Source organism: Flavobacterium sp. (assembly GCF_004211145.1).
Classification (GTDB): Bacteria; Bacteroidota; Bacteroidia; order Flavobacteriales; family Flavobacteriaceae; genus Flavobacterium.
The window spans coordinates 69,596-81,757 of sequence record NZ_SEBS01000018.1; the positions used below are offsets into that span (position 1 = coordinate 69,596).

A 12,162-nucleotide genomic window follows, 5' to 3' on the forward strand; every position below is an offset into this window, starting at 1 on the left:
TTACAATAAAAGTGGTTAAATAATTAAGGTTCTTATCTTTTTGGAGCCTTGCCTGTAATCTGCAAGCCCATGTAATCCTGCACTGTTCGGAATCCGATATAGCTTCTGGCCGTATCCGCATATTCGAAATCACGAGTGCTGTTTTGCAAGAAGTAAGCAACATCTTTCCAAGATCCGCCGCGAACAACTTTGCGCATGTTGGTTTGATCACCAACCGTTGGGTTCATAGTCGATACATATTCGTAAGCTGCAGGATCGTATGATGAATCCGTCCACTCTGAAACGTTACCGGCCATGTTGTAAAGGTTAAATCCGTTTGGATCGTATGACTTAGCTTCGACAGTGTAAAGCGCTTGGTCAGCTGCGTAGTCACCACGGTTAGGCTTGAAGTTGGCAAGGAAACATCCACGATCGTTTTTCGTGTAAGGTCCACCCCAAGGATATGTTCCAGATTCGAGACCACCTCTTGCAGAGTATTCCCACTCAGCTTCAGTCGGCAAACGGAACGAGTTGATCAAGTCTCTGCCTTTCTTCTTTTTGATGTATGCGTTTTTGTTCAACGTTCTCCAAGCACAAAATGCTTTAGCTTGTTTCCAGGTAACACCTACCACAGGATACTCGCTGTAGGCTTGGTGCCAGAAGTAATCGTTGTGCATCGGCTCGTTGTATGAGTATGCGAAATCCTTGATCCACACAGTAGTGTCAGGATATACCGGAACTTTTTCAGTTTTGATGAATTGGCTACGTTTTCCGACTTTAGCTTTAGCTGCGGCCTGAATGTCCATCCAAGAATAACGGAACTGGAGTTTGTTCACATCGATCGTACGCAACCCGTTGTAAGATTCGGCAACAGGCAAATACATACTATCCATAACCTCAGTGTAGTATTCATCCGGATACTTGCTTGTATCGTTGATCAGCTTGACTTTTTTGTTAAGCCTTCTTCCTGCATACGGATCATCGGCAGTACCTGTACTATAATAATTTTCGTACATGTATTTGTCATAAGGCGTCATTTTCTCAGGATCGGCATCGTTAAAGGCGAAGTCGCCGATACCTTTACCTTTTCCACCCTTGTCACCTCCGGCGCTTCCACCACCAACTTCGTCGGCAAGGATCGCTAGGCGAACACGGATAGTTGAATCTTTAACCCATTCCACGAACTGGCGGTATTCGCTGTTCGTAATCTCAGTCTCATCCATGTAGAACGAGCGCACCGTAACTGTCTTAGTAGGCGCATCCTGCACATTCGCCAAGTCATCGTCTGACTTACCCATGATAAAAGAACCTCCTGGCACTAGAACCATGCCGTACGGTTTCTCTGGATGCCACTTTTTCCCTTTTACTCCAACCAGCTCACCTTTTCCGTCTTTGGAACCGCAACTGACTAACAAAGTAAAAATTGCTGTGAATGCAACGAATTTCTTCATATAAATTTGGGTTATGTGTGTTTTCTTTTTTAAGGGCGTAAACCTATCCATAATTTTTTAAAAAAACAATAATTTATTCTAAAATTATTTCTACTGGCCAAATGTAGAATTATTGTTCAGAATAAAAAAACTTTTCATCGATAAAATGCATAAAATTATCGATAAAATGCGCTTTTTATTCAATAATGTAATCTTTTTCTCACGAAAACGATATAGTTACATCATTTACTGGCAATGTTATACTTACACAATATTCTTACGTTGAGCCTTCCACCATCGCTCCGGAATTTCCTGGTTGCATGCTGCCAGATATTCATCGTATGAACATGGTAATAACGTATTTCTTTTTAGTTTATTATTAACATTTGAAAGAAACGGAATTTCGATCCACCAACGGTCTGTTTTGTCGCTTTTATAGAACACCAGCTCCTCGTCGTCGAAAGGTACTATATATTTAAGGTAATTGTCTTTATTTCCGAACGGATATTCATTCGACCTGTAATGAAAGCCTTCAATGAAGTACCAGATCACCTGCGCCATCATCGGAGCTTCCTGTTTCGCAGCGTTATGCCCGAACAAACCAAACGAACTCACCTTGTCGCTGATGCCCGCATAACGCGCCAAAGCACATATTTCCTTTCCGTTGAAACCATTCGGGCTGAACGTCTCGAAATTCCCTGACGCCGACGATTTCACGGCGCTCAAATCAACGCTTACCAAATCAGCATCGCGGAATACGGGTTCGGCGATCGCGATGTTGTGCGACACTTCACCCAAACGATACGCGTCGAAGAACAACTTGTCGATCAAGTCGATTTCCTCCTGGGAGTTGAAATACGTCTGATAACCGAGGTTGCTATAATTAAACAGGTTATTCGGCTCATCGATCACGACCTTGCTCAAATATGAATTCGCAGGCACGGCATCCTGATCGCCTTTCCCGAAGTCGAAGCGGTTGTCGATGCACGCCAGGTTCACCATCTGTTCCAATTCGTCATACGCGCGATATTGCGCATACGTCAAATCCTGCGAACCGCCTATTATTATAGGTATGATCTTACGGCGCAACAATCCGGCGCTCGCCTTTTGTAGCGCATAATAAGTATCCGACAATGTTTCGCCCGCGATGATATTTCCCAAATCGGCGATCGACACATCCCAATTTCCCGGAAAAAGCGCGTACAGCTCCTTCCTGAAATGACAAAGGTCTGCTTCAGTTGTTACCGAACCAGACCCGCGATTGTCATACACTCCTATGATTGCGATCCTGATCTTGTCGAGGTCAGGAAAATCTTCCTTTGTGTGGAAAACCACTTTACTGCCCAGGTTTTGTGACGACAAATTATCCTTGAAGTCAATCACTTCCCTTTCAACGGGCGACAGGAAATCGAATTCCATACACTATTTCTTTTTTACGGTTGTCTTTTTTGCAGTTGTCGTTTTTTTGGCCGGCGCTTTCTTGGCTGGCGTTTTCTTTGCCGGCGTCTTGGCCGCTATCATTTCCTTGGCCTGGTCGAGCGTCATGGCCTCGGCGTTGAAATCCTTGCCGAACTCGATCTTGATCTTGCCTTTGGTCATCACCGTTTTTCCCCAACGCGCCTTCTCGACCTTGATGCCTTCGTCCTCCCAGTTGTGGATAATCTTATCGACATCTTTCTGGAGTTTTTCGACGATCAGGCTATCGACATCGGCTTGCGATAAAGCGTCGAAGTTATATTTCTTGTTCACGTTGATGAACATATTGTTCCATTTGAGGAACGGACCGAAACGACCCACACCTTTTTGCACGGGCATTCCGTCGTACATCGCGATCGGCGCGTCGGCTTTGTTCTTTTCGTCTATGAGTTCGATGGCTCTTGCCGATGTCACGTCCATGGGATTTTCACCCTTCGGAAGCGAAATGAATGTTTTACCGAAACGAACATACGGACCGAATCGACCGTTGTTCACCTCGACTTCTTCGCCATTGTAAGTTCCGAGACTTTTCGGCAACAGGAACAAATTCAACGCGTCCTCAAGGCGGATGTTCCCAATATTTTGGTCGCTCATCAAACTCGCGAATTGTTTGTTCTCATCGTCGGCTTCCCCGATTTGTACCATCGGACCGAATTTGCCCAAACGAACGCTGACCTGTTTCCCTGATTTCGGATCGACGCCAAGAATGCGCTCCCCGCTTTCACGTTCGGCATGTTCCTCGACTTGCTTCACATTGGGATGGAACTTATCGTAAAACTCCTGCATCATCTTGGACCAGTTGCGGTTTCCTTCGGCGATTTCGTCAAAGTCTTCCTCGACCTTGGCCGTGAAGTTGTAATCCATGATCGCCTCGAAATTCTTGACGAGGAAATCGGTCACAATCGTACCGATGTCGGTCGGAACAAGTTTTCCTTTGTCGGAACCCGTATTTTCACTCAAAACTTTCTCAGTCAATTTTCCCGATTGCAAGACCAGTTGCGTGTATTTGCGCTCCTGCCCTTCCATATTTCCTTTCTCGACGTATGTCCTGTTGATGATCGTCGAAATCGTCGGCGCATATGTCGATGGTCGTCCGATGCCAAGTTCCTCGAGTTTCTTCACGAGCGAAGCTTCAGTATATCTCGCCGACGGACGCGTGTATTTTTCAGTCGCCGTTATCAATTCGTTCTTCAGGTTCTCGCCTACTTTGAGCGCAGGCAACATGCCTTCGGTTTCTTCTTCCTCGTCGTCGTGTCCTTCGAGATAGACTTTCAAAAAGCCCTCGAATTTGAGCACTTCACCCGATGCGATAAAGTTCTCGCCGTGGTTGTTCGCTGAGATCGTCACGTTCGTACGCTCCAATTCGGCATCGCTCATCTGGGACGCCAATGTCCTTTTCCAGATCAAATCGTACAAACGGGCCTGGTCGCGTTCGGCAGTGATCGTATGACGCGTCATGTCGGTCGGACGGATCGCTTCGTGAGCTTCCTGAGCGCCTTTGGATTTCGTCACGAAATTCCTTGGTTTCGAGAATTCGGCTCCATAAGAAACCGTGATCTCATTTTTCGCGGCCGCCATCGCTTCGCCTGAAAGGTTGACGCTGTCGGTTCTCATGTAAGTGATGAGTCCGGCTTCGTACAAACGTTGCGCGACCTGCATCGTGATCCCGACGGGCAAGTACAATTTACGCGCGGCTTCCTGTTGCAAGGTCGAGGTCGTAAACGGTGCGGCGGGTGATTTTTTGGCCGGTTTTGTCTCAAGGTCGGCTACCTTATATATGGATCCGATGTTTTTCGAAAGGAAATCCTCGGCTTCTTTTTTCGTATTGAAGTTCTTTGGCAAACGCGCTTTTACGGTTTTTCCAGCTTCATTGATGAACTCGGCTGTAACCGAATACGAGGCGACGGGCGTAAAATTCTGGATGTCGCGCTCTCTTTCGACGATCAATCTCACGGCAACCGACTGCACGCGTCCTGCGCTCAATCCGCCTTTGACTTTTCTCCACAAGACGGGCGACAATTCGTATCCGACCAATCGGTCCAAAACGCGTCGTGCCTGCTGAGCGTCGACCAAGTCGTAGTTGATGCCACGCGGATTGTCGATCGCTTTCAAAATTGCGGTCTTTGTGATTTCGTGAAAAACGATGCGCTTCGTCTTGGATTTGTCAAGTTTGAGTTCTTCGGCCAAATGCCACGAAATCGCTTCTCCTTCGCGGTCCTCATCGGAAGCCAGCCAAACCATTTCGGCATTCTTGGAAAGATCCTTCAATTTCTTGACGAGCGCTTTCTTGTCAGGCGACACTTCGTACTTGGGTTTGAAGCCGTGCTCCACATCGACCCCGATTTCCTTTGACGGAAGGTCGGCGATATGCCCGTAGCTGGATTCCACCTGAAAATCCTTACCGAGGAATTTCTCGATGGTCTTAGCCTTTGCAGGCGACTCCACAATTACTAAATTCTTTGCCATAACCGATTTTGTTTGGCGCAAAAGTAGGGTAAAAATTTAAATATTGCCTCTCGCCGCGATTTTGTGCAAAAAACTTAGACGCGATTACCGCTTGACGAACCTCGTTTGAAAGTGTTCCGATTTGAGGATATAGATTCCCGATGCAAGCGCCGACACGTCAATATCCGATTGGTTTCCAACAACGCTCATGTTCGCGCTGCGAATTACGCGTCCGTCAATACCATATATATAATAAGGTATAAAATCGTTCGGAAAATCACCGTTTACATGCAGGATTTCGCGCGCCGGATTCGGGAAAAACGTGAAACTATCTATGTCAAACCGTTCCGTGACGAGTGATTCGCTCCCAATTTTCGCCAAAAAACCATCGTGGAGCGAGTTTTCACTTTGGTTCGGATATACGACCGAATCCACAGTCGTTGTCGCCGAAATGAATCTCGCCACATGATATAAATCGCCGTCCTGCGTCAAATGCACTTTTGAAGCCGCGAATGAATTGGTCTTGCCCGATGTTTTGAGCCAATCGGTCGTGCCGTCGGCATTGATCTTCATAAGAAACGTACCGTGCCCAAAGCCGACCGCCGTATGCGTGATCCCGTTTCCGAAGTTGGCCGCGTTTCCTTTTACCGAACCTGACAAATAAATATTCTGTTCGGCGTCCACGCCCAAGTCGCCCACGAACGATTGCACGCCTGAATTGCTCACGCCTTTACGCGCGAATACAGCGTCGCCATTTGGAGTTACTCTTGCGACATATGTGCAACCCGTCGAAACGCCTGATAGCTGGATCGGCGCGAACGTGATCGACGATCCGTCAAACAAACCTGCAAAAAGCACATCGCCATTTGATGCGATGGCAAGACTTCCGATGCTGTCGGTGTCGTCGCTCCCGTAATGGCGTATCCATTCCATGGTTCCCGATGGAGAAAATTTGATCAGGAATGCGTCGGTGTCGCCGAACGAATCAAAATACGTGTCGCCAAAATACGTTTGCGGGCTCATCGAAGAAACCGCGAAATATCGGTTTCCTTGATTATCGATGACCGAACCTTGGGAATTATCGGCTGAACCGCCGCCCATTTTATTAAGGAAAATTACGTTCCCTTGCGAATTTATTCCTGCGAAATACGCGTCGGCGTAATCGGCCACGAAATTATTTACCGACTGGTTTCCGACCGTAAGTTGCGCGCCCGTGAACAATCCTTCAAGTGCGACATCACCCGAAGCATTAATCGAAATTCCCGAACCGATAAGTCCCGGACCGCTTATCGGAACCGCCCAAATCGGCGTAAAACTGGAGTTCGTCTTAAGTACGATGGTTTTGAGCTCGTCGCTTGGCGCGAAAGTACTCGTACCGATCGTAATCGTAGATTGCACCGACGCCAACATATAAAAATCTCCCGACGCCGACGGATAAATCGCACTGACCAAAAGTCCCGGAATGATTTGATGCGAAGCCGACCGCCACAAAAGCTCGCCCGAAGCATTCAACTTTTGGATGGATGCCGACAAGGAATTCGCAGCCGTCGTACCGAAGTAATTCGTTTCAGCACTCGTCGCCGTACAACTCACATACAAATTACCCGAAGCGTCCGACGAGATTTCATCAATATAGTCATTGCCGATACCCGAAACAAATTTCACATAATCAAACCCGGGCGCTTGCGCATTTGTGATCGAAATAACAGCGATAATAAAAGTAGAGAGTAAAGTTTCCTCATTTGCTGCGTTTTCTCAAATATAGAAAACAATGTTAAATACACAACTGCCATCTTGTCACTCTTATCAATTTTCCTGTATCTTTGCCGTCTTGATTTACGTGCGTAAAGATTTATGGAAAAAGTCATCGAAGAAGAAAAACAAGGCGAAAGCCTCGTACTCCAACAAAAACCTGAAAACACCAAAAAGCTGTTCATAGAAAGCTACGGCTGCCAGATGAATTTCTCTGACAGTGAAGTTGTGGCGTCCATCCTTGCCGGACAAGGTTACAACACGACCAGCGTGCTCGAAGAAGCCGATCTGGTTTTGGTCAACACCTGCTCGATCCGCGACAAGGCCGAACAAACCGTACGCAAACGCCTTGAATTCTACAATGCGCGCAAAAGCGTGAATCCAGGAATGAAAGTGGGCGTTTTGGGTTGCATGGCCGAACGCTTGAAATCGAAATTCCTCGAAGAAGAAAAAATCGTCGATCTCGTCGTCGGACCCGATGCTTACAAGGATTTACCGAATCTTTTGGCCGAAGTCGAAGAAGGCCGCGATGCGATAAACGTCATCCTCTCGAAAGAAGAAACCTACGGCGACATTTCACCGGTTCGCCTCAACAGCAACGGCGTGACGGCTTTCGTGTCGATCACACGCGGTTGCGACAACATGTGTACGTTTTGCGTCGTTCCGTTTACGCGAGGCCGCGAACGAAGCCGCGAACCGCAAAGCATCATGGAAGAGATCGCCGACCTGTGGTCGAAAGGTTTCAAGGAAATCACCCTTCTCGGGCAAAACGTCGACAGTTACCTTTGGTACGGCGGCGGTTTGAAGAAAGACTTCGAAAAAGCGTCCGAAATGCAAAAAGCGACGGCCGTGGATTTCGCGCAATTGCTCGACATGGCCGCAAAAACCTACCCGAAGATGCGCTTCCGATTCTCTACGTCGAATCCCCAGGACATGCACGAGGAAGTATTGCACGTGATCGCGAACAACCATAACGTCTGCAATTACATCCACTTGCCCGTTCAAAGCGGAAGCACGCGCATCCTACAGGAAATGAACCGACAGCATACACGCGAAGAATACATGGCGTTGATTGACAAGATCCGTTCGATCATCCCGAACTGCGCCATTTCACAAGACATGATCACCGGTTTCCCGACCGAAACCGAACAAGATCACCAAGATACATTATCGCTCATGAAATACGTAAAATACGATTACGGTTTCATGTTCGCCTATTCGGAACGTCCGGGAACATTGGCCGCACGCAAGATGGTCGACGATATTCCCGACGATGTCAAAAAACGCCGACTCAACGAAATCGTCGCAACCCAACGCCAATTGTCATTGGAATGCACACAACAGTTCGTAGGCCAGATCGTCGAAGTACTCATTGAGAAAGAATCGCACCGTTCCGACCAACAATGGAGCGGCCGAAACTCACAAAATACAGTCGCCGTTTTCCCGAAAGAACATTACAAACCCGGAGATTTCGTTCTCGTGCGAATCGATTCGTGTACGAGCGCGACGTTGATTGGGGAAGCGATCGGGTATTCGGAGATGAATTGAAGAACGACGAATGACGAAAGACGAAAGACCAACGAGTCGATCTTGCAAGATTGGCAAATTTGGGTTTCGGAAGAAGAATATATTGCCGATTTAGCTTGAAAAATATTAGGAACAAGATTGCAACAACGTTTTTTATGACACGCAAAGTCCTTGGTCATTCGCCATTTGTCGTTCGTCAAACTTCGGCACTTTGCACTTTAGCACTTCAGCACTAAAATGGAATCAATACAAGCCATAAAACAACGCTTCGAAATCATCGGCAACGACCCGAAACTAAACCGGGCGGTTGAGAAAGCGATGCAGGTCGCGCCGACCGACATTTCAGTTCTCGTGACCGGAGAAAGCGGCGTCGGAAAAGAAAGCATTCCCAAAATAATACACGCGCTCTCGCACAGGAAACACGGGAAATACATTGCCGTAAACTGCGGCGCGATCCCTGAAGGCACGATCGATTCGGAACTTTTCGGACATGAAAAAGGTTCGTTCACGGGCGCGACGTCGACTCGTGAAGGTTATTTCGAAGTCGCCGACGGAGGAACGATATTCTTAGACGAGGTCGGAGAATTACCATTGACGACGCAGGTTCGCCTGTTGCGCGTGCTCGAAAACGGAGAATTCATCAAAGTCGGATCGAGCCAGGTGCAAAAAACAAACGTGAGAATCGTGGCCGCGACAAATGTGGCGATGACCGACGCGATCGCGAAAGGAAAATTCCGCGAAGATTTATATTACAGGTTGAGCACCGTCGAAATCCATCTGCCGCCATTGCGCGAACGTCAGGACGACATTCATTTGTTGTTCAGGAAATTCGCATCGGACTTCGGCCACAAATACAAAATGCCGCCCATCAAGCTCGACGATTCGGCCGTGGAGTCGCTGATACGCTATCGCTGGGGCGGAAACATCCGTCAGTTGCGCAACATAGCCGAACAGATTTCGGTGTTGGAAACCACACGCGACATCTCGGCACGCACGCTGCAATCGTACTTGCCGTCCCAAGGCAGCAATTTGCCATCGGTCGTTTCGGACAAGAAAAACGATAGCGATTTCGGTACCGAACGCGAAATCCTGTACAAGGTTCTGTTCGACATGAAAAGCGACTTGAACGACCTCAAGAAATTGACGCTCGAACTCATGAAAAACGGGGCGTCGAAAGTGCAGGAAGACAATTCGGGTTTGATCCAGAAGATTTACGGAAACGGAGACGATCACGAAGTCGACTTCGAACAACCGCACCGCGTTTCAGTATTTCCGACGCAAAAAGCCCCGATCGCCGCCCAACCGCAGGATGAAGATTACGATTTCGCCGAAACCGTCGAGGAGGAAGAAACGCTTCGCCTGGAACAAAAGGAGATCGAAATGATCAAAAAGGCGCTGCAGCGCAACAAAGGCAAACGAAAGGCCGCGGCGAACGAGCTCGGCATCTCGGAACGCACGTTGTATCGAAAAATAAAACAATTTGATTTGGAGTAAGTTGATTATCTTTCAACTCCCTTGATTACATGGACGTGACGACCGAAATCGCACAAATACGATGAAAAAATTACAATTGCTTCTTGCATTCTGCTCGTTTTCGCTGCTTAGCGGATGCACGGCCACTTACAATTTCACGGGAACGACAGGCGCAATCGACGCCGACACCTTCCAAGTGAATTATTTCCAGAACAACGCCGAACTCATCGAACCCGGAATAGACCGTACGTTCACGCTCGCATTGCAGGATTTGATCCAGAACCAAACGAACTTGAGCCTTACTAATTCGGGTGGCGATTTGCTTTACGAAGGTGAAATCACCGATTATCGCATCACGCCGATGACCGCGACCGCTGACCAACGCGCGGCCCAAAACCGTTTGACGATCACGGTCATGGTGCATTTCAAGAACAAGAAAAACGAGAAGGACGATTTTGACAAGAGCTTTTCGTTTTTTTATGACTTTCCGGCCCAGTCGCAACTCATCGGATCGACACTGACCACGGCACTCGACGAAATTTTCACACGAATTACTCAAGATATTTTCAACGAATCGCTCGCGAAGTGGTAATTTGCCGTTTTGCGGAATTTGTTTAATTTCAGCCTTTATAAATCCAGACTTTGAACGTCAGCGACTTTACATACCTGCTCAATCATCCCGAAACGGTGAACGCGAAAACGACCGACGAGCTCGACAAGATCGTCGCCGAATTCCCGTACTTCCAAAGTGCGCGCGCGTTGCGGTTGAAAGGTTTGTACAACGAAGACAGTTTCCGATACAACTACGCGCTCAAAGTCACGGCCGCGTTTACGGCAGACCGAAGCGTGTTGTTCGATTTCATAACGTCGGACGGATTTACGTCGGTCGACAAAGGCATCTACGATAAGAAACGCGAGGAACTTCACGCGATCACGGTGTCGGGCATCGAACACATCGAACCGATTCCGGCCGAAGAATTCGTCGAATTGCCTGTTGTCGATACTCCGACTCAGGAATTCCTGGACGATGAACCGGTCGACGATTTCATTACCGGGGAAGACTTTGTTCCGATCGAAAACACCTTTGAAGTCGAAACCGAACCGATCGTCGAAACCGAGCCGACCGACGAAACGCCCAAACCCGATCCCGCGACACAATCGATTCTGGATTCGATAAAAGAAGCCGAACAATTCGCCAAAACGATCACGGTTGAAGATGCTGTCGAAATCAAGGCGCCTCAAAAACCGGTCGAGATAATACCCGAACCGATTGCCGAAAGCGAAGAAGTCGCCGAAACTGCCAAGCAGAATCTCGAAATCGGGACGCCTCTCGATTTTTCACAAAACGAAAAGCATTCGTTCCAGGAATGGCTGCAACTTTCCAAGATAAAACCGATCGATCGCGAGGAAGAAACACGTGCGGCCGAAGTCGTCCAAACCGCCGAAGATGAAACCGGATCTTCAAACGACACGAATGACGGCGACGACTTTGAAATGGATTCAGAGCGGCAAAAAAAAAATCAACTGATTGACCGTTTCATTGAAACCAATCCGAAAATCCCGCAGATCAAGCAGGACGTGAAGCCGCAATCGTTCATATTCGAGCCAAGCCAGGCCGACAATTCGTACCTGATGACTGAAACTTTGGCGCGTGTTTACCTCGAGCAAAAAAAGTTTGAAAAAGCGATTCAGGCGTATGAGTGACGGGTTACGAGATCTCGCGAGGCGCTTGAGCGATTGAGCGGGTCTGAGGTACAGATCCCTGGGCAGGCACCTTTTAATGGATTACGAAGTTATGACTAGATGGTATTAATGGGCAATGGGAGTGGTAATCTTGGTAGTCGAACGAGCTATTCGAACGGGTGAGAATTATGGGTTTCTTGAATACAACAAAAAGCGCCATATACACAAGGGATACTCGCCTAAACCGTGAATGCGATGCATGGCATGGAATCGTTCATTGAGCTTTTTTCGTCTGTATCAAGTAATTTACTTTGTGTCCATGGGCTCCTCTGCGATGTAGTGCAAGTAAGAGCCGAGCAGCTTAGTGCCCTCGATGTAGTTACGCTTGTCAAGCTTC

General features: G+C 47.8%; 8 protein-coding genes. 4 read left to right on the forward strand and 4 right to left on the reverse strand.

The window, feature by feature from the left end; genetic code table 11:
• Nucleotides 1-32: 32 nt before the first annotated feature.
• From gldK to EOO50_RS10195, 4 genes are all read right to left on the reverse strand, one after another.
• Entirely contained in the window at nucleotides 33-1,430 is a 1,398-nt protein-coding gene (gene gldK / locus EOO50_RS10180) for a gliding motility lipoprotein GldK (RefSeq protein ID WP_290839778.1), read from the reverse strand.
• Nucleotides 1,431-1,673: 243 nt separating this feature from the next.
• A complete protein-coding gene (locus EOO50_RS10185; RefSeq protein WP_290839780.1) occupies nucleotides 1,674-2,828 on the reverse strand; it encodes a formimidoylglutamase in 1,155 nt (384 codons plus the stop codon).
• 3 nt (nucleotides 2,829-2,831) lie between these two features.
• Complete coding sequence (topA, locus tag EOO50_RS10190) at nucleotides 2,832-5,351, reverse strand: type I DNA topoisomerase (RefSeq protein ID WP_290839782.1); 2,520 nt, start codon at nucleotides 5,349-5,351, stop codon at nucleotides 2,832-2,834.
• An 84-nt stretch (nucleotides 5,352-5,435) separates the two neighbouring features.
• Complete coding sequence (locus EOO50_RS10195; RefSeq protein WP_290839784.1) at nucleotides 5,436-6,995, reverse strand: T9SS type A sorting domain-containing protein; 1,560 nt, start codon at nucleotides 6,993-6,995, stop codon at nucleotides 5,436-5,438.
• A gap of 189 nt (nucleotides 6,996-7,184) precedes the next feature.
• On the opposite strand from EOO50_RS10195, the gene miaB reads away from it, so the two are divergent.
• The 4 genes from miaB to EOO50_RS10215 all read left to right on the forward strand — a co-directional run bounded on the left by miaB (nucleotide 7,185) and on the right by EOO50_RS10215 (nucleotide 11,786).
• Nucleotides 7,185-8,630 (forward strand): tRNA (N6-isopentenyl adenosine(37)-C2)-methylthiotransferase MiaB, encoded by a 1,446-nt coding sequence (gene miaB / locus EOO50_RS10200; RefSeq protein ID WP_290839786.1) that lies wholly within the window; start codon nucleotides 7,185-7,187, stop codon nucleotides 8,628-8,630.
• 216 nt (nucleotides 8,631-8,846) lie between these two features.
• Nucleotides 8,847-10,103 (forward strand): sigma-54 dependent transcriptional regulator, encoded by a 1,257-nt coding sequence (locus EOO50_RS10205; RefSeq protein ID WP_290839788.1) that lies wholly within the window; start codon nucleotides 8,847-8,849, stop codon nucleotides 10,101-10,103.
• A gap of 61 nt (nucleotides 10,104-10,164) precedes the next feature.
• Nucleotides 10,165-10,674, forward strand: a complete 510-nt coding sequence (locus EOO50_RS10210; RefSeq protein WP_290839790.1) for an LptE family protein — start codon at nucleotides 10,165-10,167, stop codon at nucleotides 10,672-10,674.
• Nucleotides 10,675-10,724: 50 nt separating this feature from the next.
• Nucleotides 10,725-11,786 carry a hypothetical protein gene (locus EOO50_RS10215; protein ID WP_290839793.1) on the forward strand — a complete coding sequence of 354 codons (1,062 nt, stop codon included), beginning with the start codon at nucleotides 10,725-10,727 and terminating at the stop codon, nucleotides 11,784-11,786.
• The last annotated feature ends 376 nt before the right edge of the window (nucleotides 11,787-12,162 follow it).

Excerpts from the sequence above, each read along its gene's own strand:
- gldK (WP_290839778.1), bottom strand. The coding sequence starts at position 1,430 with ATGAAGAAATTCGTTGCATTCACAGCAATTTTTACTTTGTTAGTCAGT.
- EOO50_RS10185 (WP_290839780.1), bottom strand. The coding sequence starts at position 2,828 with ATGGAATTCGATTTCCTGTCGCCCGTTGAAAGGGAAGTGATTGACTTC.
- EOO50_RS10205 (WP_290839788.1), top strand. The coding sequence starts at position 8,847 with ATGGAATCAATACAAGCCATAAAACAACGCTTCGAAATCATCGGCAAC.
- EOO50_RS10210 (WP_290839790.1), top strand. The coding sequence starts at position 10,165 with ATGAAAAAATTACAATTGCTTCTTGCATTCTGCTCGTTTTCGCTGCTT.
- miaB (WP_290839786.1), top strand. The coding sequence starts at position 7,185 with ATGGAAAAAGTCATCGAAGAAGAAAAACAAGGCGAAAGCCTCGTACTC.
- topA (WP_290839782.1), bottom strand. The coding sequence starts at position 5,351 with ATGGCAAAGAATTTAGTAATTGTGGAGTCGCCTGCAAAGGCTAAGACC.